27 protein-coding genes are annotated in these 26501 nt (G+C 71.6%); 20 read left to right on the forward strand and 7 right to left on the reverse strand.

Annotation, left to right across the window (positions count from 1 at the left end; genetic code table 11):
- Nucleotide 1 precedes the first annotated feature (1 nt).
- From ACIBVP_RS04145 to ACIBVP_RS04160, 4 genes are all read right to left on the reverse strand, one after another.
- Nucleotides 2-625, reverse strand: a complete 624-nt coding sequence (locus ACIBVP_RS04145) for a dihydrofolate reductase family protein (RefSeq protein WP_396104475.1) — start codon at nt 623-625, stop codon at nt 2-4.
- Nucleotides 622-1092 carry an SRPBCC domain-containing protein gene (locus ACIBVP_RS04150; protein ID WP_396104476.1) on the reverse strand — a complete coding sequence of 157 codons (471 nt, stop codon included), beginning with the start codon at nt 1090-1092 and terminating at the stop codon, nt 622-624. Before ACIBVP_RS04150 ends, ACIBVP_RS04145 begins: the two co-directional genes overlap by 4 nt.
- On the reverse strand, nt 1089-1427 hold the full coding sequence (locus ACIBVP_RS04155; RefSeq protein ID WP_396104477.1) for an ArsR/SmtB family transcription factor: 339 nt from the start codon (nt 1425-1427) through the stop codon (nt 1089-1091). The genes ACIBVP_RS04150 and ACIBVP_RS04155 overlap by 4 nt, the downstream gene beginning before the upstream one ends.
- 111 nt (nt 1428-1538) lie before the next feature.
- Nucleotides 1539-2201, reverse strand: coding sequence for an SDR family NAD(P)-dependent oxidoreductase (locus ACIBVP_RS04160; protein WP_396104478.1), 663 nt, complete (start codon nt 2199-2201; stop codon nt 1539-1541).
- A 74-nt stretch (nt 2202-2275) separates the two neighbouring features.
- Here ACIBVP_RS04160 and ACIBVP_RS04165 point away from each other — a divergent pair, with 74 nt between their 5' ends.
- The 20 genes from ACIBVP_RS04165 (at nt 2276) to ACIBVP_RS04260 (ending at nt 23589) form a co-directional block, all read left to right on the forward strand.
- A complete protein-coding gene (locus tag ACIBVP_RS04165; protein WP_396104479.1) occupies nt 2276-3094 on the forward strand; it encodes an IclR family transcriptional regulator in 819 nt (272 codons plus the stop codon).
- A gap of 273 nt (nt 3095-3367) precedes the next feature.
- On the forward strand, nt 3368-4216 hold the full coding sequence (locus ACIBVP_RS04170) for an ABC transporter permease (RefSeq protein ID WP_396104480.1): 849 nt from the start codon (nt 3368-3370) through the stop codon (nt 4214-4216).
- Nucleotides 4217-4256: 40 nt separating this feature from the next.
- Nucleotides 4257-5306, forward strand: a complete 1050-nt coding sequence (locus ACIBVP_RS04175; protein ID WP_396104481.1) for an ABC transporter substrate-binding protein — start codon at nt 4257-4259, stop codon at nt 5304-5306.
- The gene (locus ACIBVP_RS04180; RefSeq protein WP_396104482.1) at nt 5307-6746 is read left to right on the forward strand and encodes an FAD-dependent oxidoreductase; all 1440 of its coding nucleotides are present in this window, start codon (nt 5307-5309) and stop codon (nt 6744-6746) included.
- Nucleotides 6746-7516, forward strand: a complete 771-nt coding sequence (locus ACIBVP_RS04185) for a DUF4437 domain-containing protein (protein WP_396104483.1) — start codon at nt 6746-6748, stop codon at nt 7514-7516. The genes ACIBVP_RS04180 and ACIBVP_RS04185 overlap by 1 nt, the downstream gene beginning before the upstream one ends.
- A 53-nt stretch (nt 7517-7569) precedes the next feature.
- A complete protein-coding gene (locus ACIBVP_RS04190) occupies nt 7570-8376 on the forward strand; it encodes an ABC transporter ATP-binding protein (RefSeq protein WP_396104484.1) in 807 nt (268 codons plus the stop codon).
- The gene (locus ACIBVP_RS04195) at nt 8373-9740 is read left to right on the forward strand and encodes an MmgE/PrpD family protein (RefSeq protein ID WP_396104485.1); all 1368 of its coding nucleotides are present in this window, start codon (nt 8373-8375) and stop codon (nt 9738-9740) included. Before ACIBVP_RS04190 ends, ACIBVP_RS04195 begins: the two co-directional genes overlap by 4 nt.
- A gap of 11 nt (nt 9741-9751) precedes the next feature.
- The gene (locus ACIBVP_RS04200) at nt 9752-10327 is read left to right on the forward strand and encodes an ureidoglycolate lyase (RefSeq protein ID WP_396104486.1); all 576 of its coding nucleotides are present in this window, start codon (nt 9752-9754) and stop codon (nt 10325-10327) included.
- Nucleotides 10327-12681, forward strand: a complete 2355-nt coding sequence (locus ACIBVP_RS04205) for a xanthine dehydrogenase family protein molybdopterin-binding subunit (protein WP_396104487.1) — start codon at nt 10327-10329, stop codon at nt 12679-12681. The genes ACIBVP_RS04200 and ACIBVP_RS04205 overlap by 1 nt, the downstream gene beginning before the upstream one ends.
- The gene (locus ACIBVP_RS04210; protein ID WP_396104488.1) at nt 12678-13457 is read left to right on the forward strand and encodes an FAD binding domain-containing protein; all 780 of its coding nucleotides are present in this window, start codon (nt 12678-12680) and stop codon (nt 13455-13457) included. The genes ACIBVP_RS04205 and ACIBVP_RS04210 overlap by 4 nt, the downstream gene beginning before the upstream one ends.
- Nucleotides 13454-13915 (forward strand): (2Fe-2S)-binding protein, encoded by a 462-nt coding sequence (locus ACIBVP_RS04215; RefSeq protein ID WP_396104489.1) that lies wholly within the window; start codon nt 13454-13456, stop codon nt 13913-13915. The genes ACIBVP_RS04210 and ACIBVP_RS04215 overlap by 4 nt, the downstream gene beginning before the upstream one ends.
- Nucleotides 13912-14307 carry a nuclear transport factor 2 family protein gene (locus ACIBVP_RS04220; protein WP_396104490.1) on the forward strand — a complete coding sequence of 132 codons (396 nt, stop codon included), beginning with the start codon at nt 13912-13914 and terminating at the stop codon, nt 14305-14307. The genes ACIBVP_RS04215 and ACIBVP_RS04220 overlap by 4 nt, the downstream gene beginning before the upstream one ends.
- On the forward strand, nt 14304-16244 hold the full coding sequence (locus tag ACIBVP_RS04225) for an FAD-dependent oxidoreductase (RefSeq protein ID WP_396104491.1): 1941 nt from the start codon (nt 14304-14306) through the stop codon (nt 16242-16244). Before ACIBVP_RS04220 ends, ACIBVP_RS04225 begins: the two co-directional genes overlap by 4 nt.
- Nucleotides 16245-16258: 14 nt before the next feature.
- Entirely contained in the window at nt 16259-16612 is a 354-nt protein-coding gene (locus tag ACIBVP_RS04230) for a hypothetical protein (protein WP_396104492.1), read from the forward strand.
- Nucleotides 16609-17850: an MFS transporter gene (locus tag ACIBVP_RS04235; protein WP_396104493.1), complete on the forward strand. Its 1242-nt coding sequence runs from the start codon at nt 16609-16611 to the stop codon at nt 17848-17850. Before ACIBVP_RS04230 ends, ACIBVP_RS04235 begins: the two co-directional genes overlap by 4 nt.
- Nucleotides 17850-19046, forward strand: coding sequence for a CaiB/BaiF CoA transferase family protein (locus ACIBVP_RS04240; RefSeq protein ID WP_396104494.1), 1197 nt, complete (start codon nt 17850-17852; stop codon nt 19044-19046). Before ACIBVP_RS04235 ends, ACIBVP_RS04240 begins: the two co-directional genes overlap by 1 nt.
- On the forward strand, nt 19046-19882 hold the full coding sequence (locus ACIBVP_RS04245; protein WP_396104495.1) for a cyclase family protein: 837 nt from the start codon (nt 19046-19048) through the stop codon (nt 19880-19882). The genes ACIBVP_RS04240 and ACIBVP_RS04245 overlap by 1 nt, the downstream gene beginning before the upstream one ends.
- Nucleotides 19879-21321 (forward strand): MmgE/PrpD family protein, encoded by a 1443-nt coding sequence (locus tag ACIBVP_RS04250; protein ID WP_396104496.1) that lies wholly within the window; start codon nt 19879-19881, stop codon nt 21319-21321. Before ACIBVP_RS04245 ends, ACIBVP_RS04250 begins: the two co-directional genes overlap by 4 nt.
- Nucleotides 21314-22783 (forward strand): dihydroorotase family protein, encoded by a 1470-nt coding sequence (locus ACIBVP_RS04255; RefSeq protein ID WP_396104497.1) that lies wholly within the window; start codon nt 21314-21316, stop codon nt 22781-22783. Before ACIBVP_RS04250 ends, ACIBVP_RS04255 begins: the two co-directional genes overlap by 8 nt.
- Complete coding sequence (locus tag ACIBVP_RS04260) at nt 22780-23589, forward strand: HpcH/HpaI aldolase/citrate lyase family protein (protein WP_396104498.1); 810 nt, start codon at nt 22780-22782, stop codon at nt 23587-23589. Before ACIBVP_RS04255 ends, ACIBVP_RS04260 begins: the two co-directional genes overlap by 4 nt.
- Here ACIBVP_RS04260 and ACIBVP_RS04265 read toward each other — a convergent pair.
- The 3 genes from ACIBVP_RS04265 to ACIBVP_RS04275 form a co-directional block, all read right to left on the reverse strand.
- Complete coding sequence (locus tag ACIBVP_RS04265; RefSeq protein ID WP_396104499.1) at nt 23566-25482, reverse strand: hypothetical protein; 1917 nt, start codon at nt 25480-25482, stop codon at nt 23566-23568. The two genes, ACIBVP_RS04260 and ACIBVP_RS04265, sit on opposite strands and share 24 nt — an antisense overlap.
- 89 nt (nt 25483-25571) lie before the next feature.
- Complete coding sequence (locus ACIBVP_RS04270) at nt 25572-26099, reverse strand: hypothetical protein (protein WP_396104500.1); 528 nt, start codon at nt 26097-26099, stop codon at nt 25572-25574.
- A gap of 125 nt (nt 26100-26224) precedes the next feature.
- Nucleotides 26225-26422: a ferredoxin gene (locus tag ACIBVP_RS04275; RefSeq protein ID WP_396104501.1), complete on the reverse strand. Its 198-nt coding sequence runs from the start codon at nt 26420-26422 to the stop codon at nt 26225-26227.
- Nucleotides 26423-26501: the final 79 nt, after the last annotated feature.

Genomic DNA, 26501 nt, shown 5'->3' on the forward strand with positions numbered 1-26501 from the left:
CTCACAGGTCCGTCACCCCGTCGTACTCGCCGACGGGGGCGGCGCCGACGGGGAGGTATTCGAGCAGCAGCAGGCCCTGGGGCGTCGCCTCGTGCCGGACCAGCCGCAGGCCGGTGGCCGGGCCCGGGTGGGTGAGCAGCCGCCGCCCGGCGCCGAGCACGGTGGGCGCGACGACGAGCCGCAGGCTGTCGACGAGCCCGGCCGCGAGCAGCGCGTTGCCGAGGCGGGCGCTGCCGTGCACCTGGAGCTCCCGGCCGGGCCGTGTCTTCAGGTCGGCGATCGCCCGCACGGCGTCGCCCCGGAGCACGGTCGTCGGTGCCCAGTCGCCGTGGGTGAGCGTGTTCGAGAGGACGTACTTGGGCAGCCGGTTCATCCGCTCGGTGTACGGATCGTCGGGATCGGTGATCCGCGGCCAGTCCCTGGCGAACGCCTCGTAGGTGCGGCGTCCGAGGAGGAGCCCGTCGGCGAGGTCGAGCCACTCGGACGTGCGCCGGACGAACACGTCGTCGAGGTAGGGCACGAGCCAGCCGCCGAGGGTGAACCCGTCGGTGGTGTCCTCGGTCGGCGAACCCGGGCCCTGGCTCACGCCGTCGAGGGAGACGAACTGTGTGAGGGTGAGTTTCATCGTGCCTGCTCGACGAAGTGCGCGAGCTGGGCGGTGACGCCGCCCCACCCGTCGGCGAACCCGAGATCGGCGTGCCGCGCCCTGGTGGCGGGGTCGCCGTGCCGCACGACGACCCGGTAGTCGGTGCCGTCGGGGTGATCGGCGAGAACGACGTCGGCGGTCATCGCGACGGGCTCGGGACTGGCTGGCCGCCACGAGCTGTCGACGGCGTTGGTGAACACGATGCGCTCGAACGGTGCCACGAAGAGGAAACAGGCGTCGAGATGTGGTGCGAAGGTGGTGCCGTCGTCGCTGACGCGCGTCACGAAGGCGCCACCCTGCCGGACCTCCAGGCGTTCGACGCGGCAGCGGGCGGGGGCCGGTATCCACCACTGGGCGAGGCTGGCGGGGTTGGTCCAGGCGTCCCAGACGGCGTTGCGGGGCGCGCGGATCAGCCGCTCGATGCCGAGGTCGAGATCGGGGTTCACGGATTCTCCTGGTCGTTGGTGGTGACGAACCGCTCGAGCCGGTCGGTGCGGTCGAGCCAGATCCGGCGTTGCTCGGCGAGCCAGTCCTCGACGAGCGCGAGCCGCTCGCGGTTGAGGACGCAGGTGCGGACCCGGCCGGACTTCTCGGTGCGGATCAGGTCGTTCGACTCGAGCACCCGAACGTGCTTCATGAAGGAGGGCAGCGTCATGGGCGCGTCCCGCGCCAACTCGCCGACACTGGCCGGGCCGCGTCCGAGTCGACGGATCACGGCCCGCCGAGTCGGATCCCCGAGCGCGACGAACACCCCGTCGAGCACCGCCGAATACTGAGCCATATGGCTAAGTATTCATGTCCACGACAGTTAGCGCAACGGCTAAATGTCGAGGTGTCTCGGGGGGGGGTGTACGAGGCAGCGGGGCGTGGCCGGTCCGTGGGGCACGGCGGGTCAGCCCATCCACATGCCGCCGTTCACGTCGACGACCGTGCCGGTGATGGATGCGGCGGCGGGGGAGCAGAGCCAGCCGACCGTGCCCGCGATCTCGGCCGGGTCGGTCACGTGACCCAGCGGGATGGACGCGCGCAACCCCGCCATCTCCTCCTCCGTCAACCGGTCGAGCATCGGGGTCGCCACCGGGCCCGGCGCCAGGCAGTTGACCCGCACTCCCCGCCGGGCCTGGTGTTTCGCCAGGTGGCGGGTGAGCCCGATGATCCCCGCCTTGGCGACCGCGTACGCGGGCCCCGACAGCTCGTTCCCGCCGTGTCGCCCGTTCACGGAACTGAACAGCACCACCGAACCGCCGGGCGTCATCGTCGGCAGGGTCTGGCTGGTCACCACCGCCGCCGACGTCAGGTTGTCGTTCAGCACCCGGTGCCACTCGGCCAGGTCCAGTTCCTCGATCCCGCCCTTGCCGACGGAGCCGGCGGCGTGCACGACCACGTCCAGCGCGGGCACGTCCGCCAGTGCGGCGGCCACCGAAGCCGGGTCGGCGGCGTCGTGGCCGAGCGACCGGTCCAGCACCACGACCTCGTCGCCCCGCGCGCGGAACCAGTCGGCGCACGCCCCGCCGATGCCGCCCGCACCGCCTACCACCAGCGTTGTCGCACCCATGGGCGCATTCTGGACACAAACCGGCCCGGGCGCGCCGTGTCATACCTCACGGTGATCACCTAGAATCCGTCGGCATGGCGGCCGAGCGGGTGACACGTGGGCCCGTCCCGTCGTCCGCGGACAGCGAGGACGGCGAGACGAGCAGCGGGATCACCCGTGCCCTCAAAGTGATCTTCGCCGTCGCCGAGTCGCCCGAGCCCGACGTGGGGGTTTCCGAGCTGGCCCGCACCCTCGGCTACAGCAAGACCGTGGTGCACCGGGTGGTGCGGACGCTCGTGGCCAGTGGGTTCTTCCTCGTCGACGAGCGCACCCGCCGCTACCGGCTCGGACCCGGCGCGGTGAGCGTCGGGCTGGCCGCGCTCGCGCGTATGGAGGTCCCGAGCATCGCGCAGCCGCACATGGAGCGGCTCGTCGCGGCCACCTCCGAGACCGCGACCCTCTCGGCCCGCTACGGGGATCAGCGGATGTACCTCGCCCAGGTGCTCTCGCCGCAGGAGATCCGCATGGCGGTGCCGCTCGGGCAGTTGTTCCCGCTGCACGTCGGCGGCTCCTCGAAGGCCATCCTCGCCTCGCTCGCGCCGGACGAGCTGGCCGCCTACCTTGACCGGGCGCTCGCCGGGACCGTGTCGGTCACCAGCCGCGAGGAGCTCGAGGAGCAGCTGCGCCGGATCCGCCGGCGCGGGTACGCCGTGAGTCGTGGTGAGCGGCAGGTCGACGCGGGCTCCGTCGCGGCGCCGGTGTTCGACGCGACCGGTCGTGTTTACGGAGCGTTGTCGGTCTGTGGTCCGGTCGGGCGGATCAGCGAGGACAAGATCGAGGAGTACGGCACCCTCGTCACCGAGGCCGCCGCGGCCGTCTCGATCGGACTGGGTCACCGGCGCACCGGCGCCTGATCGTTCACCGCAAGGAATCCCCGTTACGGCGGCGTTTCGGCCGCAGCTCACGTGTCCGGTGAGGACAGTTCTGACGGTCTGATGGGGATCGTCGTCGTGACGCACTGCGGCCGTGTCCGTGCGCACGGTGGGTAACGAATGAATTCATGCGCAATTTGGCTCGACGATGCCTTGACCGTCGTTCGAACGCGGACCTAGCATACCGGCATCCGTTACGGCGTTCCGCTTAGCGATACACGGCGAGCGTCCAAGGATCCCGTGGAGGACATTCGCATGGTGAGTGCGACGCAGGCCCCAGCCCGATCCGAGTCCCCGGCCGCCCCGCGCGCGCCGCGTAAGGAGACCGGCCCCCGCTGGCTGTTGTGGGTGACCACACCGGTGATCTTCGTGGCGATCATCGGCCTCTGGAAGCTGTACACGGTCGTCTCCGGCGTCAGCGAGCTGATCATGCCGCCACCCGAGGCCGTGTGGACCGCGCTGATCGAGCTGCTCGGCGACTCGATGATCTACGAAGCGATGTACGTGACGTTCTACGAGACGATCGTCGGCTTCGGCCTCGCGGTCGTCGTCGGCGTCGCGCTCGGCATCCTGCTCGGCAAGATGCGCTCACTCGAACGGGTGCTCTCGCCGTTCCTCGTGGCGACACAGGTCGTGCCGAAGGTCGCGATCGTGCCGCTTCTGTTGCTGTGGTTCGGTTTCGGCCTCTCGTCCAAGATCTTCATGGCCGCGATCATCAGCTTCTTCGTGATGATGCAGAACACGATTCTCGGCATCCGCTCGATCGAGGCGGGCCACCGCGACCTCATGCGCGTCATCCAGGCGCCCTGGTGGAAGCGCGTGATCTCACTCGACATCCCGTCGTCGCTGCCCGCCGTGCTCACCGGCATCGAGCTGGGCATCGTCTTCGCGATCACCGGCGCGATCGTCGGTGAGTACCTCGGTGGCGACGAGGGCCTCGGCGCCCTTGCCACCGTCATGCTCGCGGCGCTGCGCACCGACCAGTTGTTCGCCGTCGTGATCATCATGACCGTTCTCGGATTCCTGCTCTACGCCGTGGTGGCGGGCATCCGGCGGTTCGCGATCCCCTGGCACGAGTCGTCGGGGCGCGCCACCAGCCTCTAAGTCCTCTGTGGACCCAAGCAGAACCCAGGAGTCCGGCATCATGGATCGACGTTCTTTCCTGCGCAACAGCGGCCTTTTCGCCATCACCACCGCCGCTGGCAGCACCTTCGTGATGGCGTGCGCGCCGAGCACCGGGAACGACTCGGCGGGTCAGGCCGCGGCCGACCCGAACGCGAAGGACGCCACGTTCATCACCCCGTTCCAGCACATCATCAACTACGCCGACGTCTACGTCGCGATCCAGGAGGGCTACTTCGCCGAGGAGGGCCTGAACATCGACGTGGTCGGCGGCACCGGCACCGCGAGCTCCATCTCGCAGGTGTCCGCGAACCAGGGCCTGGTCGGCAAGGCGGCCGCGATCACCACCTGCCCGCTGATCGCCGACACGGGCGCCGGGATCATCACGGTCGCGCAAGGCGATCAGAAGTCCCAGTACAGCGTCGCGTCCCTGCCGGACAACCCGCTGACACACCCGGAACAGTGGCAGGGCAAGACGATCGGCGTCATCTCCAAGGGCGGCTCGACCGAGCTGCTGCTCGACGCGATGTCCGTCGCGGAGGGACTCGACCCCAAGAAGGTGAAGAAGGTCGTCACCGGCGCGGACGTGGGCTCGCTGGAGTTCCTCAACCGCGGCGAGGTCGACGGGTTCATCACCTACATCGGCTCCGAGGCGGCGTTCAAGCAGCGCAAGATCGAACTGAACTACCTGAACACCGACGAGTTCGCCAAGATGCCGGGCGACTCCTACATCGTGAAGACCGCGGACCTGGAGAAGGAGGCCGAGGCGATCACCGGCTTCCTCCGCGCGTCCCGCAAGGGTTACGAGTTCGTGGAGAAGCCGGAGAACCTCGACAAGGTGCTCGAAGCCGTCGGCGCGTTCAACAAGGTCGAGGTCAGCGACGAGGAGCTGGCGAAGCTCAAGGTCGAGGCGCAGCCCGTGGTCTGCAAGCCGGCGTCCGGCGACTACCTGTCGGTCGACCTGCCCGCGTGGGAGTCGGCGGTCGAGCTGATGCGCAAGTCCGGGATCATGAAGGACGCGAAGCGCCCGGTCGAGGACTTCGTCACCACCCAGTTCGTGGACCAGATCTGAGTGGGTGACGACATCAACGCCACGGACAGGGCGGATCTGCTGATCGTCGGCGCGGGCACCGCGGGCCTGCCGGCGGCCATCGAGGCCGCGCGGGCCGGCCTGCGGGTCACCGTCGTCGAGCAGGCCGACCAGGTGGGCGGCACGCTGTGGCGGTCGTGGGCGCAGCTGTCCGCGGCGGGCACCGCGCTGCAGCGCGCCCGCGGCATCGACGACAGCCCGGACCTGCACTTCGACGACGTCATGCGGATCAGCAAGAACACCGCGGACCCGAAGCTGGTGCGGCTCGCCGTCGACCACGCGGCGGAGACCGTCGACTGGCTGATGTCCGCCGGGTTCGAGATGGACCCGGCGGCACCCGCCATCCTGTACTTCCACGAGCCGTACCGCGTGCCCCGCACCTACTGGGGCGTGCGCGGCGGGTTGTCGGTGCTGGAGGTGCTGATCCCGCGGTTCGAGCGGGCCTGCTCGGACGGCTCGGTGACGTTGCTGCTCAACACGACCGTCACCGCGTTGCGCGCCGACGGCTCGAACCGGGTCGCGGGCGTCACCGTGTTCGGGGCGGACGGTGTCCGCGCCGACCTCGACGCGGCCGCGGTGCTGCTGACAAGCGGTGGCTACGCGGGCAACGCGGAACTGTTCCCTCAGCTCACGGGCGGTGCGCCGCTGGTAGGACCCGGTGCCCCGACATCGACCGGCACCGGCATGCTGGCCGCCCTGGACCTCGGCGCCCGCACCCACGGCGGGGACAAGTTCCTGCCCACGTACGGCGGCGTGCTGCTGCCGGACAGCCCGTCGAAGACGGTCCCGCTCGACGACTACCCGCAGCTCACGCCGCAGTCGCGGCTGCCGTGGGAGATCCACGTCAACGAACGCGGCGAGCGGTTCGTCGCCGAGGACGCCGACAGCGTCGACGTCCGGGAGAACGCGCTGCTCGACCAGCCGGGCCTGCGGTTCTGGGTGGTCTACGACGACGGCGTGCGGCAGAAGGCACCCGCGTTGTTCCCCACCTGGGCGGACGAGGACCTGGGTGAGGCGTTCGCGACGCACCCGTCGTTCGCCACGGCCGACACGATCGAGGAGCTGGCCGAGCGTGCCGGGATCGACCCGGCCGGGCTGCGGCGGTCGGTCGACGAGTACAACGCGGCGGTCGAGTCCGGTGTGGACGCCCTCGGGCGCGCGCACCTGCCGCTGCCGATCGAGAAGGCGCCGTTCTACGCGGTGCGCAACCACGGCTCGACGCTGAAGAGCCCGGCCGGGCTGGTCGTCGACGCGGACCTGCGGGTCCTCGGCGGCGCCGGGCCGATCGAGAACCTGTACGCGGCGGGGGAGGTGCTCGGCGGCAGCACGCTGTCGGGCAAGTCGTTCGTCAGCGGCATGAGCGTGACGCCCGCGATGTCGTTCGGACGTCTGCTCGGCCGCCGGATCGCGGGGAGTGCCTGATGTGGAACAGGTCCGATGTGGACTTCATCGACAGCGCGGACGTGCCGTGGGAACGCCCCGCGCGGGGCGAGTTCGGCTTCGTCGGCGGCGGCCGCAAGCGGGTGCTCAGCCGGGACCTCGGTGACGGCGCCGAGACCGCGGTGCAGCGGGTGGTCGACCCGCAGCGCGGCGTGCTCGCCGCCGAGGCCGACATCTACGTGCTGTCCGGCGGCGGTGTGCTGAACGGCGAGCCGATCGAGGTCAACGACTACGTGCACGTCGCGGCGGGCGCCGAGGTCGACCTGGTGCCGGGCGTGCGCGGACTGGTCCTGTACTGCGGGTTCTGGGGCACGCCCGCCTTCGAGCCGGGTGACGGGGACACGGGGGTCGTCTCCGTCACCCACACCGAACGTCTCCAGTGGACACCCGCGACGTGGAGCGGTGAGGTCGAGCTGCAGCCCGGCGCGATGCTCAAGACACTGCGCAAGGACGACCGCGCCTACATCTACCTGGCCGCGATGATGCCGGGCTGGCGCTCGGAGTCCGAGGAGGCGCACCCGGTGTACGAGGAGTCGTACAAGATCTACGGCGACGTCCTCATGGGAGCCCGGGGTGTGATGCGGGAGGGCTCGTACTTCTTCCGCTCGCCCGGGATCTTCCACGGGCCGCTCTATTCGCGCGGCGGGACGATGTCGTTCATCCGGTCCGACGCGACCACCACGACCGAGTACCGGGACCCCGCGCCGGGTGGCGCGTGGGACGAGCTGGCGAGGCAGGCCTATGTCGACTGAGCGAAGCTTGCGGAGCGAACATCGTGATTGACAGCACCACCCGGGAGAGTGCGATGACCGAGAACGTGATCGCGGGGGACGCGATCTCCGTGCGTGGCGTCGGCAAGACCTACGCCGCGAGCGCGGGCCCCGTCCAGGCGTTGCTGCCGACCGACCTCGAGGTGAAGCCCGGGGAGTTCGTCGTGCTGCTGGGCCCGTCCGGCTGCGGCAAGACGACGCTCCTGCGCATGCTCGCCGGGCTGATCCCACCCACCGAGGGCACGATCGAGATCGGTGGGAAGCCCCTGTTCACCGGCCGCGACATGAAGCCCGCCCGCGACACGCTCGGCTCGCTGGGCTTCGTGTTCCAGGCGCCGAACCTGATGCCGTGGCGCAAGGTGTGGCGCAACATCGCGCTGCCGCTGGAGGCCAAGGGAGTCGGCCGTGCGGAGCGGAAGGCACGCGCGGAGGAGCTGGCCGGGCTCGTCGGTCTGGAGGACTTCCTCGACCACTACCCCAAGCAGCTGTCCGGCGGCATGCAGCAGCGTGTCGCGATCGCCCGCGCGCTCATCCACCGCCCGTCGATCCTGCTGATGGACGAGCCGTTCGGCGCGCTCGACGCGATGACCCGCGACTCGATGAACCTGCTGCTGCAGCGGCTGTGGCTGGAGACCGGCAAGACCATCGTGCTGGTCACGCACTCGATCTCGGAGGCGGTGTTCCTCGCCGACCGGGTCGTGCTGCTGTCGCAGCGGCCAGGCCGGGTGCAGGACGTCATCGAGGTCGACTTCGAGCGGCCGCGTGACCTGTCGGTGTCCGGCGACCCCCGGTTCGGCGAGATGGTGGGGCAACTGCGCAAGCAGCTCGGTGGCCACGCGTGACGGCCGTACCACAGACCAGGGCGATGGCCGCGTTCGCGGCTCGTCTGTCCTATGCGGACCTGCCGGACGCGGTGGTGGCGAAGGCGGGGGCGTTGCTCACCGACTTCGTCGGCGCGGCGGTCGGCGGTGCCCGGACACCCGAGGTGTCCACCATGATCGACCTGGTGCGCTCGCGCGGCGGGCGGCCGGTCGCCACCGTGTTCGGTGCCGGGTTCTCCGCCCCTGCACCGGACGCGGCCTTCTGCAACGGCGCCGCCGCGGACGTGTTCGAACACCAGGACGGCTACCGGTTCGGCGGCTTCCACCCCTCCCACACGTTGCCCGCGCTGCTCGCGGTCGCCGAGGAGACCGGTGCCGAGCTGCGTGACCTGCTCACCGCCGCCGTCGTCGCGTACGAGGTGGCCGACCGCATCGGCCGCGCCACCCACCCGAGGGCGACGCAGGCCGGCTGGTTCCCGATCGCGGCGACGTTCGGCGCGGCCGCCGGGTGCGCCAGACTGCTGGGGCTCAAGGAGGACGGCATCGCCGACGCGATCGGCGCGGCCGCGTTCTTCGCCCCGGCCGTCCTCATCGAGTCGATCTTCGCCGGTCCGTCGGCGAAGCCCGCGTTCGCGGGACAGCTCGCACGGGCCGGGGTCGAGGGCGCGCAGCACGCCGCCGCCGGGCTGACCGGCTGGCGAGAGGTGGTCGAGCACCCACGCGGGCTCGTCGCGGTGCTGGGTGGCGAAGAGGTCACCGACACGACCGACGACCTCGGTACCGAGTGGACGATCCTCGACGTGCACCAGAAGCGGTACGCGGGCTGCCGGCACACGCACGGCGCCGGGCAGGCCGCGGTCGAGCTCGCGATCGAGCACGACCTCGACCCGGCGACCGTCACCGACGTGGACGTGGAGACCTACGACATCGCGCTCCTGCTCGTCGACCGGCCCGTCGGCACCGATCCGTCCACGGTGGCCTGCACGTTGAGCCTGCCGTACGTGGTGGGCGCGGCGGTCGCCGACCGGGACGTGACCGGCGCCCAGTACGACGAGGGCCGCCGCACCGACCCGGCCGTGCTGCGCGTCGCCGACCTGGTGCGCCTGCGTCGCGCCGACGACCTGGAGGCGCGCTACCCGGAGTACACCGCCACGCGCGTCACGATCACGACCGCCGACGGCACGAGGCACACGAAGACAGTGGACGTCCCGGCCGGGGACAGCCGTGCACCGCTCACCCGCGAGCAGCTCCTCGCCAAGTTCGACGGCTATGTCGGGTCCGCGTTCGGGGAACGGATCGCCCGACAGACGGCCGACCTGCTGCTCGCTCCACCCGAGGCCACGCCCGTGCGCGAGCTGACCGCGCCGCTGGCCACGCGCCCGTGAAGGAGAACCCCGTGACCGATATCCACACCGACATCTTCACCATCACCCCGGAGCCGGTCACCGCCGAGGCGTTCGCGCCGTTCGGCGAGGTCGTCTCGCTGGAGACCACGCAGAAGCTGCCGATCGACCTGTACAACGGCCTCAACGCCATCCACGGCCCGGTCGTGCTGCAGGTCGACGAGCGGCCCGAGTTCATCCTGTTCCGCGTCGGCTACCGCGGCGGCGACATCCGGTACATGGAACGCCACCACGGCATGACCCAGACGTTCATCCCGCTGAACGGCGACCCGTTCGTGTCGGTCGCCGCCCCGCCCGACGCGCCGCTCGTCGACGGGTTCCCCGACTTCTCGTCGATCCGCGCCTTCCTCGTGCCCGGTGACGTGATCCTGAACATCCACCGCGGCACCTGGCACGAGCCGCCGTTCCCGACCAAGGACGGCCAGAAGTTCTTCATCACCTCCACGCCCGGCGTCACCGGCGGCCTCCAGTCCGCTGTGGACGGCAACGGCGAGGTGCACAAGCTCGACGTCGACAAGCGCAACCCCGTGTACCGCACCGGGAGGCGCCTGCGGGTGGCGATGCCGTGATGACGGCACCCGCGGCACCCGTCCAGGCCGGTATCGGTGCGTCCCCGCGCAAGCGGGACGGCGCCGCGCTGCTGACCGGCCGCGCGACCTTCCTCGACGACATCCGTCCCGAGGGGCTCCTGCACGCGGTCGTCGTGCGCAGCACGGTCGCGCACGGGCGGATCGTCTCGATCGACACGACCGAGGCGGAGGCGGCGCCCGGCGTCGCGCTGGTGCTGACCGGGGCGCAGGCCGCGAAGCACGCGGGGCCGGTGCCCTACTTCATCGACCCCGCCGCGCGGGGCGGCAACCGCACGGACATCCGGTGCCTGCAGGTCGACAAGGTCGTGCACGTGGGACAGCCGGTCGCCGCGGTCGTGGCCGCGTCGCGGCTCGAAGCCGAGGCGGCGGCCGACCTGGTGCGGGTGGAGTACGACGTGCTGCCGCACGTGCTCGACGCGGACGCCGCGATGGCACCCGGCGCGCCGCGGCTGTACGAGGACTGGCCGGGCAACGTCGTGTCGCACAACCGGTACGGCTCCGGCGACCCCGACGGCGCACTGGCCGCCGCGGACGTGGTCGTCGAAGGTGAGCTGCGGATCTCCCGCACCACCACCGCGCCGATCGAGCCGCGTGGCTACCTCGCGTCGTGGCGCGACGGCACGCTCACCGTGCACGCGTCCTGCCAGAACCCGCACCAGCTGCGGTGGATGCTGTCCGTCAGCCTCGGCGTCGACGAGAGCCGCATCCGGGTGATCACCGCGAAGGTCGGCGGCTCGTTCGGGCTGAAGATGCAGGGCCATCCCGAGGAAACGCTGGTGGCGCTGCTGTCGATGCTCGCCGGGGCACCTGTGAAGTGGGTGGAGGACCGTCGCGAGACGCTCATGGCCGGTGCCCGCGAACAGGTCCACCGGTTCCGGGTCGGCGCGACCCGCGACGGCCGGATCACCGGGCTGGTCAACGAGATCGTCGCCGACATCGGCGCGCTGACCGCACAGGCCGGCTGGGCGATGCCGAACATGTCCGCCACCACACAGCCGTCCGGGTACGCGGTTCAGAACGTGCGCGTCGAGCTGGACATCGTGTGCACCAACAAACCGCCGCTCAACGCCGCCCGCGGGTTCGGCAAGGACGCCGCGCACTTCGTCATGGAGCGCGCGGTCGACCTGGTGGCCCGCGAGCTGGGCATGGACCCGGCGCAGGTTCGCCGCCGCAACTTCGTCCGCGAGTTCCCGTACCGCACGGCCACCGGCCTCAACATCGACAGCGGCGACTTCGTCGGCCTCCTCGACAAGACCCTGGCCGAGGTCGACTACGCCGGGGTCCGTGAGCGGCAGGCGGCACTGCGCGCGCAGCAGCGGTACCTGGGCATCGGGCTGGGTTTCGAGCTGACGCCCGAGTCGTCCGACAGTCCCGGCACGTTCGTCTCCGGGTTCGACACGACGACCGTGCGGATGAGCGTCACCGGCATGGTCACCGTGCTGACCGGCGTCACCTCACCGGGCGGCGGCAACGACACCGGCATCGCGCAGATCGTCGCCACCGAGCTCGGCGTGCCGATCGAGTGGGTCGAGCTGGTGCAGGGCGACACCGACCGGTGTCCCAACGGGTTCGGCAACTTCTCCGGGCGCAGCATGGTCGTCGGCGGCGGCTCGGCGGCGCTCGCGGCACGGGATGTGCGGGCCAAGCTCCTCGCCGTCGCGGCACTGCTGCTGGAAACCGAGTACGTGGACATCCGCGGCGGGGTCGCGTTCGGCGGGGGCCGGGAGGTGCCGGTGCGCGAGGTGGCCCGTGCGCTGCTGACCCGCGCGTTCGCGATCGGCGACATCGAGCCGGTGCTCGAGTCCACCCGCGCCTACAAACCCGGCAACATCGACCACGTCCCCGACGAGCTGGGCCGCATCCAGCCGTACCCGACGTACTCGTCGAGCCTGCACGCCGTGGTGGTCGAGGTGGACGCGGAGACCGGCAAGGTCACGCTCGCCGACTACGTGATGGCCCACGACTGCGGCACCATGATCAACCCGCTGCTGGTCGAGGGCCAGGCGCGGGGTGCGGTGACGATGGGTCTGGGCAGCGCGCTGTCCGAGCAGCTGGTGTTCGGTGCCGACGGCAGCCTGGCGTCCAACCGCTTCAAGACCTACCTGTTGCCGCGCGCCGGTGACATCCCGTTGCTGCGGATGATCCACCAGGTCACCCCGAGCCCGTTCACCATGCACGGCAACAAGGGCGCCGGTGAGGCCGGGGTCGGCGGCGCGCAGGCGGCCGTCGCGAACGCGGTCGAGGACGCGCTCGCCCCGTTCGGCGTCACCGTCCGCGGTGTTCCGCTCAGCCCGCCGAACGTGCTGGCCCTGATCGACGAGGCACGCCCATGAGGTACACGAGACCCTCCGATGTGGACGGTGTGACCGCCGCGCTCGCCGACGGCGACGCCGTGGTGGTCGGCGGCGGCACCATGGTCGTGCCGGACATGACGCACGGCAAGGTCCGTCCCGCCGCGGTCGTCGACCTCGCGAAGGCCGGGCTCGCGGGCATCACCCGCGGCGACGGCGGCTGGGTGATCGGCGCGATGACCACGTACACCGAGCTGGAACGCTCGGACGTGCCGCTGCTCGCGACCGTCGCCCGCGGCATCACCGGCGGCCCGCAGATCCGCAACCGCGGCACCGTGGGCGGGTCGGCGAGCTACGCGAACCCGTCGTCGGACGTCCCCGCGGCCCTCGTGGCGCTGGGTGCCCGGCTGCGCCTCGCGAAGGCCGGGGGAGTGCGTGAGGTCGCGGCCGCCGACTTCTTCCTCGGCGCGTTCCGGACCGTGCGTGAGCCTGACGAGGTGCTCACCGCGATCGCCGTGCCGGACCCCGCCGGGGCGCTTGGCTACCTGAAGTTCAAGCTCGTCGAGGGCAGCTGGCCGATCGTCACCGCCGCCACGGTCGTCGGGCCGACGATCAGGGTCGTGCTGGGCGGCGCCGCGGCCAAGCCGGTGACCGTCGAGGTGGCACGGGAGTCCTGGCGGGAGCAGCTGCGGCCCGCCGTGGACCGGGTGCTCACCGAGCCGTGGGACGACGTGCTCGCCCCCGGCCACTACCGGACGCGGATCGCGCCCGTGATCGCCGCCCGCTCGGTGGCCAGTGCCTTGGAGGAGGCGGCATGAAGCTGACCGTCAACGGGGTCGAGCACGAGTTCGACGTCGACTCGCGCACGCTGCTCGTGCACGCCATCCGCGAACAGGTCGGCCTGACCGGCACGCACGTCGGCTGCCTCACCGGCGACTGCGGCGCCTGCACGGTCGTCGTCGACGGGCAGACCACCAAGTCGTGCTCGGTCCTCGCACTGTCGGCGGACGGGGCGAATGTCGAGACCATCGAGTCGCTCGCCGACGGTGACGAGCTGCACCCCGTGCAGCAGGCGTTCTGGGACGAGTTCGGCTTCCAGTGCGGGTTCTGCCTGCCCGGCATGCTGCTCACGGCCAGGGAACTCGTGGAGTCCACACCGGACCCCAGCCGCGACATCACCGACGACGACATCCACCGTGCGATCAATGGGAACCTGTGCCGCTGCACCGGTTACAACACGATCGTCGCGGCCGTCCGGAAGGCGGCGGGGAAATGAAGTTCGTGGACGACTACCTCGCCGCGGTCGAGGAAGGCCGCCGGGACGACGCCGCCCGCCACCTCGCACCGGACGCCGAACTGGTCTTCCCCGGCGGGAAGCGCTACCGCAGCCTGGACGAGTTGGCCGCGGCGAGCACGGGCCGCTACCGCTCGGTCGGCAAGCACCGCGACCGCTACGAGACGGGCGAGGACGGCACTCTCGTCTACTCCATCGGCAGGCTGTTCGGCGAGAACAACCACGGCGTGCGGTTCGACCACGTGCGGTACGTCGACCGGTTCCGCCTGCGGGACGGCCTGATCGTCGAGCAGTGGGTGTGGAACGACCTCGCCGAGACCGGCGTGCTCGACGCCCGCACCACCGACGACCTGGCGCCGGAGTGGCGGCCATGACGCCCTACCCCCACGTCTTCTCCCCGGTCGAGGTCGGCGGGCTCACCCTGCGGAACCGGGTGTTCGTGTCCGCGCACACCACCAACTTCGGCGCGGACTTCCTGCCGACCGAACGCCACGTCGCCTACCACCGGGAACGCGCCCGCGGCGGCGCCGGGCTGATCATCACCGAACCGCTGCGCGTGCACACGACGAGCCTGGGCCGCGCGGGCGGTCTCGCCGCGGACCCGGCGGCGCTCCCGATGCTGACGAAGATCACCGAGGCGGTCCGGACCGAGGGCGCCGCGGTGTTCAGCCAGATCACGCACGCGGGGCGGCACAGCGAGAACGTCTTCCGGCGCACCGCCGCGTGGGGCCCGACGAGCCGCCGCTGGACCGCGGGCGGCCACGTCCCGCACGCCATGACCCGCCGCGACATGACCGAGGTCCGCGACGCCTACGTACAGGCGGCGAAGCTGGCCGTACAGGCCGGTTTCCAGGGCGTCGAGGTCCACTTCGGACACGGGCACCTGCTGCACCAGTTCATCTCCCCGGCCAGCAACGACCGCGGCGACGAGTACGGCGGCAGCGAGACCCACCGCCTCCGCTATCCCCTGGAGGTACTCGACGCGGTCCTGGACGCGGTCGGTGACCAGGTCGTCGTCGGCGTCCGCATGTCGGCCGACGAACTCGTCGCGGGCGGCCAGGACCTCGACGCCGGGCGGCGCATCGCGCACCTGCTCGACACCACCCGTCCCATCGGGTTCCTCAACGTGTCCCTCGCCTCCTACACGGTCCCGTCGATCGGCCACCACGTCGCCGACATGAGCGAGGGCCACACCCCGTACCTGGACGACACGCTCGCCGTGGCGAAGGAGTGCACCCACACGCCCGTGTTCGCGGCGTGCCGGTTCCTCGACCTCGCCGACGCGGAACGCGGGCTCGCCACCGGGCTGCTCGCCGCCGTCGCCATGACTCGCGCGCACATCGCCGACCCGAACCTGCTCGCCAAGGCCGCGGCCGGTGAGGAGCACCGGATCCGGCCGTGCGTGTCCTGCAACTTCTGCATCGGTGAGATCGCCGGCCACCGGCCGATGACCTGCATGATGAACCCGCGCGTCGGGCGTGAGGCGGAGTGGCCGGAAGAGCCGGGCACGTCGCCGGAACCCGCGCGGGTGCTGGTCGTCGGCGGGGGACCGGCGGGGATGGAGACCGCGCGCCTGGCCGCGGCGCGCGGGCACTCCGTGCAGGTGTGGGAGACCGGGCCCGAGCCGGGCGGTCAGCTGCGGATCGGTCGTCGCGGTGCAGGTCGTGGGGACCTCGACCGGCTTCGGGCCCACCTACAGGGCCGCCTCGCGGACCTGGACGTCCCGGTGCGGACGAGCACACCGGCCACAGTGGACGAGGTGCTCGCAGCACGATCCGACACGGTCGTGCTCGCCACCGGCGCCCGGCACACGGCACGCGACGTGCCCGGCTGGGGCCGTGCGCTCACCGCCCACGACGTCCTGAGCGGCGCGTCCTGGACGGACCGGACGCTGCTGGTGCTCGACGACGACGGCGGCTGGACCGCCGCGTCCGTCGCCGAGACCGCGGCCCGCGGCGGCGCCACCGTGCACCTGGTCACCGCGGCGGGCACCGCGCTGTGGGGCGTCACCGAGTACAGCCGCATGACCGCCGTCGAACGGTTGCGGAACCTCGGCGTCCAGCTGTGGACGTCCGCCACCGCCACCGTCGACCACGGCGCCGTGCACATCACGAGCACGCTCGTCGACGCGGCCACCACCGTCCCGGACGTGACCGACGTGGTCGCGCTCGACCCACCCGCCGCACGCGACGACCTGGCGGCGCCGCTCGCCGACGCCGGGCTGTCCGTGCACGTCATCGGCGACGCGGTCGCCCCGAGAACCCTGCTGGAAGCGATGACCGAGGCGCACGTCCTCGGCCGCGCGCTCTGAGGAGGAGACACACCATGGCACGCAAGCTCGTCCTGCTGACCTACAACATCAAGCCCGGCGTCCCGCTGGAGGAGTACGCCGAGTACACGAGGACGGTCGACTACCCCGTCTTCCGCCGGCACCCGGGCATCCAGAACTACGCCAACTACGTGGTGCGGCAGAACGCGCGTGGGCAGGAGTGGTTCCGCCACTTCGACCTCATGTTCGTCGACGACCTCGACGCGTTCCACGCGGGCGGCAAGCTCCACCACGGCGACCCGGCGGTGCTCGAGCACGCGGCGAAGTGGCGGGAGAAGTGGGGCCAGGACCCGGAGACGGGCTGGCACACGGACGTGAACATCACCTATGCCGACGAGATCTGGGGTTGACCCCGGCCCGTCGCGCGGTCACGCTCGCCGTCCTGATCGGGGCGGGCTACATGTTCCCGCTCTACCTGGTCGGGGCGGTCGGCGTGGCGGTGCGGGCGGACCTCGGCCTGTCGGCGACACAGCTGGGTGCCGTCGTCTCCGTGTTCTTCGGGGTCGGCGCGGTGCTGTTGCCGGTCGGCGGCCGGATCGTCGACCGCATGGGCCCGCGCACCTCCGCCCGCCTGGCCATCGCGGGTGCGGCGGCCTGCCTGACCTCGGTCGCGGTGCTCGGCGGGACGTACCCGGGGCTGCTGGTGGCCATGGCGATCGGTGGCGTCGGGTCGACGGTCGCGGCACCGGTCGGCGGGATGATCATCGTGCGGGTCGTGCGGGCCGGACGACGGCCGCTCGCGTTCGCGCTGGAACGGTCGTCGATCCCCGCCGCCACGCTGATCGCCGGGATGTGCGTGCCCACGCTGGCCGCGGTCGTGCACTGGCGGGTCGTGTTCGGGATCGGGGCCGTGCTCGTGGTGCTGGTCCTCCTGCTGCCCGTGCCCGCCATGGCCGGTGCGGACCGGCCGGTGACACAGGCGCCGCTGCAGCCGATCACGCCGCTGCTGCTGGTCACCGGGATGTTCTTCCTCGGCTCGGCGGCCGCGACCGCGCTGTCCACGTTCTTCGTCGGCCACGGCGTGGAGCTGGGGATGGCGGCGGGCACGGCCGGAGTGGCCCTCGCCGCGACCAGCGCGGCGACCATCGGCGTGCGCATGGTGCTCGGGCTGCTGGGTGTGCGGGTGCCCGGCCGGGCCACGTCCGCCGCGCTGCTCCTGGCCGGGGCCGCCGGGTTCGCGTTGCTCGTGGTGCCTTCGGCGCCGACCGCTTGGGCGGGCGCGCTGCTCGCCGGTGCCGCGGGCTGGGGCTGGACCGGCGTGCTCGGGCTCGCCGTCGTGCAGTCCCATCCGGACGCACCCGGCGCGTCGACGGCGCTGGTCCAGGCGGGTGGCTGCGCGGGCGGGATCGCCGGTCCGCTGCTCGTGGGTGCGCTCACGGAGCGGTACGGCTACGGCACCGGATGGCTCGCCATGGCGGCGTGCGCGGCGGTCGCGGGCCTGGTCGCAGCGGTCAACGGCGGCATCTGGCGATGGGTCTCACACAAGGTGCGGCCCGCTGAGGTTGACCCTGGCGTCGCCCGCGACTTAACCTCTGAGCGGACCGGCGTTACATATAGCGGAACAGGACCCATTGGACAGGGGGATTGATGCAGGACGGACCTCTCACCGGGGTGCGGGTGCTGGACGTCTCGACGATCCTCGCCGGCCCACTGTGCTGCCGGATCCTCGGCGACCACGGCGCGGACGTGGTCAAGATCGAGCACCCGGAGGCGGGTGACGGCATGCGCGGCCACGGCGAGGCCAAGGACGGGATCCCGTTGTGGTGGAAGGAGATCTCCCGCAACAAGCGCACCGTCGGCCTGAAACTGTCCACTCGCGAGGGTGCGGACCTGCTGCTGCGCCTCGCAGCCACCGCCGACGTGCTCGTCGAGAACTTCCGCCCCGGCACCCTCGAGCGCTGGGGCATCGGCCCGGAGCAGCTGCACGAGGTCAACCCGGCACTCGTGATCGTGCGGATCACCGGCTTCGGCCAGACCGGCCCGTACGCCCCGCGCGCGGGCTTCGGCACGCTCGCCGAGGCCATGAGCGGGTTCGCGCACCTCACCGGCGAGGCCGGCGGCCCGCCCACGCTGCCCGCGTTCGGGCTCGCCGACAGCATCTGCGGCATCGCGGCGTCGTCGGCGGCGGTGATGGCGCTGTACGCCCGTGAACGCAACGGCGGCCGCGGCGAGATCATCGACATGAACCTGCTCGAACCGATCATGGACGCGGTCGGGCCCGGCCCGACGGTGTACGACCAGCTCGGGATCGTCGGCGAGCGGCACGGCAACCGGTCCACCAACAACGCGCCGCGCAACACCTACCGCACCAAGGACGGCCGCTGGCTCGCCGTGTCCACGAGCGCGCAGCGGATCGCCGAACGGGTCATGGAGCTGGTCGGGCACCCCGAGGTCGTCGACGAGCCGTGGTTCGCCACCGGGCTCGGCCGCGCCGGCCACGCCGACCTGCTCGACGAGTACGTGGGCGGCTGGATCGCGGAACGCACCGAGGCGGAGGTGACCGCCGCGTTCGCCGACGCGGGCGCCGCGATCGCCCCGATCTACAGCGCACGCGACCTCGTCGAGGACGAGCACGTGCGCACCACGGAGATGCTGACCACCGCGCAGGACGAGGACTTCGGGCCGCTGCTGATGCACAACGTGATGTGGCGGGCCGAGCGCGCGCCCGGCCGGATCCGGTTCACCGGCCGGGCGCTGGGGGCGGACACCGACGACGTTTTGGGGGAACTGGGAGTGGACGCGGACGAGCTGGCGCGCCTGCGCGCGGAGCGGGTGGTGGCCTGATGACGACAGCACAGACGACCGAGACGTTGCTGCAGGCCGTCGAGAGTGGACTGACCGTCCACGACCTCGGCCGCGAGCTGCGGGTCGGGATGCCGCAGTCGCCCAACCACCCGGCGTTCTGGCACGCGCTGCCGCGCCGCCACGGCGACATGGTCCGTGCCGACGGTGGGTCGGCCGCCAACGACATGATCACGATGGGCACGCACGTCGGCACCCACATCGACGCGTTCGCCCACGTCTCGCACAACGGCAGGCTGGTCGACGGCTCCGACGCGTTCGAGGCCGGACGCGGCGGCAAGTTCGTCGAGCTGGGCGCGCACACCATCAAGCCGATGGTCCGCCGCGGCGTGCTGCTCGACGTGCCTGCCGCGCTCGGCATCCCGGTCGGCTGCGACGCGGGCTACGAGATCACCCCGGCGGACCTGGAAGCCGCGGAGAAGCGGCAGGACACGCCCGTGCGTGCCGGTGACGTCGTGCTGGTGCGCAGCGGCTGGGGCCGGTTGTTCGACGACCCGGATCCCTCGGTGTACCAAGGGAAGTCCACGGGCGTGCCCGGTGTCTCGGAGGCGGGTGCGGTCTGGCTCGCCGACAAGGGCGCCCACGCCGTCGGCGCGGACACCATCGCGTTCGAGCGCCTCGCCCCCGGCGCGGGCCACACGAGCCTGCCCGCGCACCGCGTGCTGCTCGTCGAACGCGGCGTCTACATCATCGAGGCGCTCAACCTGGAGGGCGTCGCCGCCGCGGGCGTGCACGAGTTCCTGTTCGTCCTGTCGCCGCTGCCCCTGTTCGGCGCGACGGGCTCCCCTGTGCGGCCGCTCGCGGTGGTGGGCGCGTGACCACAGTGGAGTCTCCAACTCTCGCGCAGCGGCTCGCGTCGTTCGCGGCGCGGACGTTCGCCGACGGGCCACCGGCCGACGTCGTCGCGTCCGTGCGGCAGCGCGTGCTCGACGTGCTCGGGCTGTGCGTGGCCGCGCAGGCGCTGCCGACGAGCCAGGCGATCCTCGCGCACGCCGCCGAGCAGGGCGGCAGGCAGCAGGCGAGCGCGATCGGGCTCGCCGAGCCGGTGCCCGCCGCGAGCGCCGCCTTCGTCAACGGTGTCCTGGCCCACTCGCTGGACTACGACGACACGCACCTGCCGTCGGTGCTGCACCCCAGCGCCAGCGTCGTCCCGGCCGCCCTGGCCGCGGCCGAGGCGGCAGGCGCGTCCGGCCGGGATACGGTCGCCGCCGTCGCCGTCGGGCTGGAGATCGCGGTCCGGCTCGGCATGGCGGGCTACGACCGCGACCTCGGCAACTCCGTCTACTTCGAACACGGCCAGCACGCCACGTCCATCTGCGGCGCCATGGGCGCGGCCGCCGCCGCCGCGTTGCTCTTCGGGCTCGGCGAGGAGGGCGTGCTGCACGCGCTCGGCGTCACCGCGTCGTTCGCGTCCGGCGTCATCGAGGCCAACCGCACCGGCGGCACGGTCAAGCGGCTGCACTGCGGGTGGGCCGCCCAGTCCGCGGTCACCGCGGCCGGGCTGGTGCGGCGCGGGTTCACCGGTCCGCCGACCGTCCTCGAAGGCCGGTTCGGCTTCTTCCAGGCGTTCCTCCGCGACCAGACCGACCTCGACCAGGTCGCGGGCGGCCTCGGCGAGGAGTGGGCGGTGCCGGGCATCTTCTTCAAGCCGTACCCGGCCAACCACTTCACCCACACCGCCATCGACGCGGGCGCGGAACTGCGTGCCCGGGGCGTGCCCGTGGACGAGATCGAGTCGATCGAGCTGCGCGTGCCGACCGCGGTGATCCGCACGATCGGCCAGCCGATCGAGACCAAACGTGCCCCGGCCACGGGGTACCAGGCCCAGTTCAGCGGCCCCTACGCCGTGGTGACCGGGCTGCTCGGCGGGCAGGGCCTCGGTGCCGGGCTCGCCGACTTCACCGACGCGCTCGCCGCCGACCCGGCCCGTCGCGCGCTCATGGCGAAGGTGACCGTCACCGGCGACGACCGCTGCGACGCCATCTTCCCCAACCAGTTCCCCGCGATCGTGACCGTGCGCACCGCCGACGGTCGCGAGTGGACGGCCGAGGTGCTCGCCAACCGCGGCGGCCCGGCCCGGCCACTGTCCGAAGCAGAGCTGGCGGCGAAGTTCACCGACAACGTCGCCGGCCGTCTCGCCCCCGCCACCGCTGCGACCGTGCGGGAGCTGGCGCTGACCCTCGACTCGGTCGCCGACCTCGCCGCGTTGCTGCGCCCCCTCACCCGCCTAGAGTCACCGGGAGACGATCATGACTGAACAGCTCGACCTCCTCGTCACCAACGTCAAGGTCGTCCACCACGACCGGCCGGAAGCCCAGCGCGCCGACATCGGCGTCAAGGACGGGAAGATCGTCCGGGTCGTACCGGGCATCGACCCGGCGACCGCCACGTCCGTCGTGGACGGTGGCGGCAAGCTCGCGTTCCCCGGCGTGGTGGACGCCCACCAGCACTGGGGCATCTACAACCCGCTGCCGGTCGACGCCGCGTCCGAGAGCCGCGCGTGCGCGCAGGGCGGCGTGACGTCCGCGCTGAACTACATGCGCACCGGCCAGTACTACCTCAACAAGGGCGGCGCGTACGCCGATGTGTTCCCCGAGGTGCTCTCGCTGACCGACGGCAAGGCCTACGTGGACTACGCCTACCACCTCGCGCCGATGATGCGTGAGCACATCGACGAGATCCCCGCGCTCGTCCGCGACCACGGCGTGACCTCGTTCAAGGTGTTCATGTTCTACGGCAGCCACGGCCTGCACGGCCGGTCCGCCGACCAGAACTCGTTCCTCATGATCCCCGAGGGCGAGCGGTACGACTACGCGCACTTCGAGTTCGTGATGCGCGGCATCCAGGCCGCCCGCGAGCAGTTCCCCGAACTGGCCGACGAGATCTCGCTGTCGCTGCACTGCGAGACCGCGGAGATCATGACCGCGTACACCAAGCTCGTCGAGGAGGAGGGCGCGCTCACCGGCCTCGCCGCGTACTCGGCGTCCCGCCCGCAGCACTCCGAGGGCCTCGCCGTGTCGATCGCGTCCTACCTGGCGCACGAGACCGGCCTGCCGACCATCAACCTGCTGCACCTGTCGTCGGCGAAGGCCATGGACGCGGCGCTGCGGATGGCGACGGCGTTCCCGCACATCCGGTTCCGCCGCGAGGTCACGGTCGGGCACCTGCTCGCCGACATCGACACCGCGTCCGGGCTCGGCGCCAAGGTCAACCCGCCGATCCGCCCGCGCGCCGACGTCGAGGCGCTGTGGGGCCACGTGCTCGCCGGTGACGTCGACTGGGTGGTGTCCGACCACGCGTGCTGCCGCGACGAGCAGAAGTTCGGCGACCCGCGTGACAACGTGTTCCTCGCCAAGTCTGGCTTCGGTGGTGCCGAGTACCTCCTGCCCGGCCTGGTCACCGAGGGCGCGAAGCGGGGCCTGCCGCCCGGCGAGATCGCCAGGCTGACCTCGTGGAACCCGGCCACCCGCTTCGGACTGCGGAACAAGGGCGCCATCGGCGTGGGCTTCGACGCGGACATCGCGCTGGTCGACCCGACCGTCGACTGGACCGTCCGCGCGGCCGACTCCGAGTCCACGCAGGAGTACACGCCGTTCGAGGGCTTCTCGATGACCGCGGCCGTGACCGACACGTTCGTCCGCGGCCACCGGGTGCTGGAGTCCGGCAAGGTCGTCGGCGAGCCGGTCGGGCAGTACCTCAAGCGGCCGACGGGCGCATGACGCCGCGCAGTTACCTGTACGTCCCCGGCGACCAGTCGCGCCTGCTCGACGGCGCGGCCCGCCGGGGCGCGGACGCGCTGATCGCCGACCTCGAGGACGCCGTCGCGGTGGCGAACAAGGGGGCGGCGCGGACCGCGGTGGCGTCCTATCTGGACACGGGCACCGCGTGGGTGCGCATCAACGCGGACACGCCCGCCGACGACCTCGCGGCGGTCGCGGACCGGCCGGGGCTGGCGGGTGTGGTCGTGCCGAAAGCCGAGCCCGCTCTCCTGTCCGAAGTGGACGTGCTGTTAGGGTCGCGACGGGTGCCGGTGCTGGCACTCCTGGAGACCGCGCGTGGGTTGCGCCATCTGCACGCGGTCGCCGAGTCGCCCCGCGTGGTCCGCCTCGGGCTGGGGGAGGCGGACCTCGCGGGGGAGTTGAACCTGCGGCCCGGCCCCGACCGCGAGGAGCTGTGGCCGATCCGGTCCGCGGTCGTCGTCGCGTCCGCGGCGGCCGGGCTGCTACCACCCGTCGGCCCGGTCCACACCGCGGTCCGTGACCTGTCCGACCTCGAACGGACCACGGAACTGTTGCTGCGTCAGGGCTTCCGCGCCCGCACCGCCATCACCCCCACGCAGCTGGCCACGATCAACGCGGTCTTCACGCCGTCGGCCGAGGAGGTCGAGAAGGCGCGCGCGACCGTGGCCCTGCTGTCATCGGGCACCGGGGTCGCCGTGGACGCCGACGGCCGCATGGTCGACGAGGCCGTGGTCCGGTCCGCCCGTGAGGTCCTCGCCCGGTCAGAGGGCCTTCAGGAACAGTGACGGCCCGGCGTAGGTCAGCGAGGTGTCGACGCCGGCGCCGCTGAAGTCGGCGTCCTCGTTGCCTGCCCAGTCGTCGATCGGCGCGCCGTCCCGCGACAGGTGCAGGTACTTCGTGCCGTCCCAGCCGAACTGGTAGACGGTGTTCTTGTCGGCGTAGTAGGGCACCGGCGTGCCGCCCTCGGTGGTCTGCTTGGTCATCGTGTTGCGGTAGACGACGTTCCGCGGGCCGGTCGCACCGGACCACTTCACGGCCTTCTTCCCCGCACCCCACCAGATCGGGTACCAGGTCGACTCGTCGTCGCTGTCCCCGCCCTCACCGCCGCAGTTGGCCGAGCAGTTGCCGGGCGCGTGCTCGAACGGCACCGCGACCGTGTTGTTCTCGACCAGGTTGTGCCGTTCCCAGCCACCGTGGAAGTTCACGTCGGCGTCGGTGTCGTTGCCGACGAACACGTTGCCCGACGCCGACCACTGGAACGTGAAGTGCCGCAGCCCGCGCAGCGTGTTGCCCGCGTACACCGAGTCCCACACGCGGGAGCCGCGCAGGTAACCGTTGCCGCCCTTGCCCTTGTTCCACGCGCCGACGAATCGGTTGCCCTCGATCTGGAGGTTCTTCGCCTCCTCCGTGACCACCGGGTGCGAGCCGGTCATGTAGGTGGTCACACCGCGGACCCAGCCGTTGACCGCCCACTTGAACACGATGCCGTGCATCTGGTCGGCGGGGGAGAGGTTGCCGTACTCGTGCTCCGCCTCGGCCGGGTCGTGCCCGTCGACCACCTGGGTGAGGAACAGCTTCTCGATCCCGACCCCGAGCACCGGGTCGACGAGCGGCGCGGCCTTGGAGTCGTAGGTCTTGCCGTCGATCTCCGCCGACCCGTCGGACACCGAGTCGACCGGCACGTCGAACTCGAGCGGCCTGTCGATCGTGATGGTCTCGGCGTCCTCGTCCACGGCGGTGACCCGGAAGATCTGCTGGCGCATGTGGATGTTCCGCAGCTCGTGCTCGGTGGGCAGCGCGTGCTGGAAGTCGTAGAACCGCATCGTGTTGGCCGCGCGGATGTTCACGTAGCCGCCGACCTCGAACCCCTTGGGCCGCTTGGCGAGCCGGATCGTCGTGTCCCCGGCCTCGGCGGGCGCCGCGAGCTTCACGCCCGCCTTCCAGTGCACGTTCACCGTGCCCTCGAACAGGTCCCGGCGGTTGGCCGGTGCGGACTCGTGGTCCTCCTGGTAGTCCTCGTCCACGGCACGCGACTGGACGCGGAACAACCCGCGGCCCGGCCAGAGCCAGCCGCCCTTGCCGCTCTCGTGGGTCATGCCGTCCTCGTCCCAGTCGGCGCCGTCGTCGCCGAGCGAGTCGTACCGGGTGTTCTCGTCGGGGCGGAAGACGACGCGGGTGCCGTCGGCGGGGTCGTCACCGGCGCCACGCAGGACGAGGTAGTCGGCGTCGAGCGAGATCTGGCGGGACACGTCGAGCTGCCCGGCGGGCAGCGTGATCAGCGAGAGGTCGTCGTAGCTCGCGCCGGGCGAGCACTCGGCCCTGACGTGGTCGATCGCCTCCTGGAGGCCGTCGGTGTCGTCGGTGCGGTCGTCCGGCCGGACACCGCGGTCCGCCAGCTCCTCGGGGGTGACCACGCAGTTCTCGTCACCGGTGATCTCGCCGTCGCCGGGAAGCGGTTTGCCCTCCCGATACCCGGCGTGCGACCAGTCCGGAAGGCCGGGCAGCGGCGCCCGCCGGTTCGCCTCGCTCAGGTCGAGCCGCGCGGGCAGTGCGGGCAACTCGTCCGGCAGCTCCACTGGCCCGACGGTGGGTGGTCGTTGGCTCGCTTCCGTCTCGTCCCGCCCCTGCCACCAGATGATCGCGCCCCCGACCAGCGCCCCGACCACGAAGATGGCCACTCCGACGACTGCTTTCCGTACCCCGGACATGGCCTCTGGGACGGGTGGTCACCCGCGATGGTTCCGTGCACCGGCGACGCGCGGCACGGTCAGCCGCGGACCTCGGCGAGCATCTCGAGCGCCTTGCCCTCGGCCTGGTCGTAGCGTTCCGGGCAGCACGAGCGCTGGACGCTCTGCGCGAGCAGGCCCGCGGTGTAGTCCGGGTACAGCGGCTCGTTGTGGATGGCCTGGGTGAAGAACTGGGTGGCCGCGTAGGTGACGTCCATGATCTGCTCCGGCGTGCCCCAGCCCTGGCTCGGCCGCTGCTGGAACACGCCGAGCGAGTCCTTGTCGCCGCACGGCAGGTTGTTCATGTGCGACTCGACCCAGCCCGCCTCGAACCCGGCGAGCATCACCTTCTCCGACGCGCCCATGCTGACGCCGACGTCGTGGACGGTGGTGGTGACCGCGAGGTCGCGGTCCGGCGGGATCGACTCGCACTCCGCGGGGTCGATCGTCGCCGGGACGTGATCACCCGGCGCCGGGTTCGCCGCGGCGACGCCGCCGATCGTGGCCGCGGCCAGCGCACAGGCGAGCGCCAGGCCGGTCCTGCGCAGCAGGGTGCGCGTGACTGTCATGTGAGTGCCCCCGACTCCGTGTGACGTACTTGGCAGGGTCGAACACGCACAGTGTGCGAATCGTTGCCAAGTGCCCACTACCGACGAATGTCGGTGTGAAATTCACAGAAGTGGGGGCGGCGCGCTCACTCCTCTTTCAGCGACAGGGCCTGGCTGGGGCAGAGGTCGACGGCTTCCCGCACGTTGGCGAGGGTCTCGCCCTCGACCGCGTCGATGAGGAGCACGACCGTGCCGTCCTCGTCGCTCTGGTCGAACACGGACGGCTCGGTGAGCGCGCACTGCCCGGCGCCCACACAGCGCGCGGTGTCCGTGACGATTCGCATGACTCCGTACCTCCAGTCACTCACGGGAACCCTGCCGACCGTACGCGGTGTGACTTGACTCTCGCTCTCGAGGTGTCAC

The sequence above is a fragment of the Actinophytocola sp. NPDC049390 genome (genome assembly GCF_044466355.1).
GTDB lineage: Bacteria > Actinomycetota > Actinomycetes > Mycobacteriales > Pseudonocardiaceae > Actinophytocola.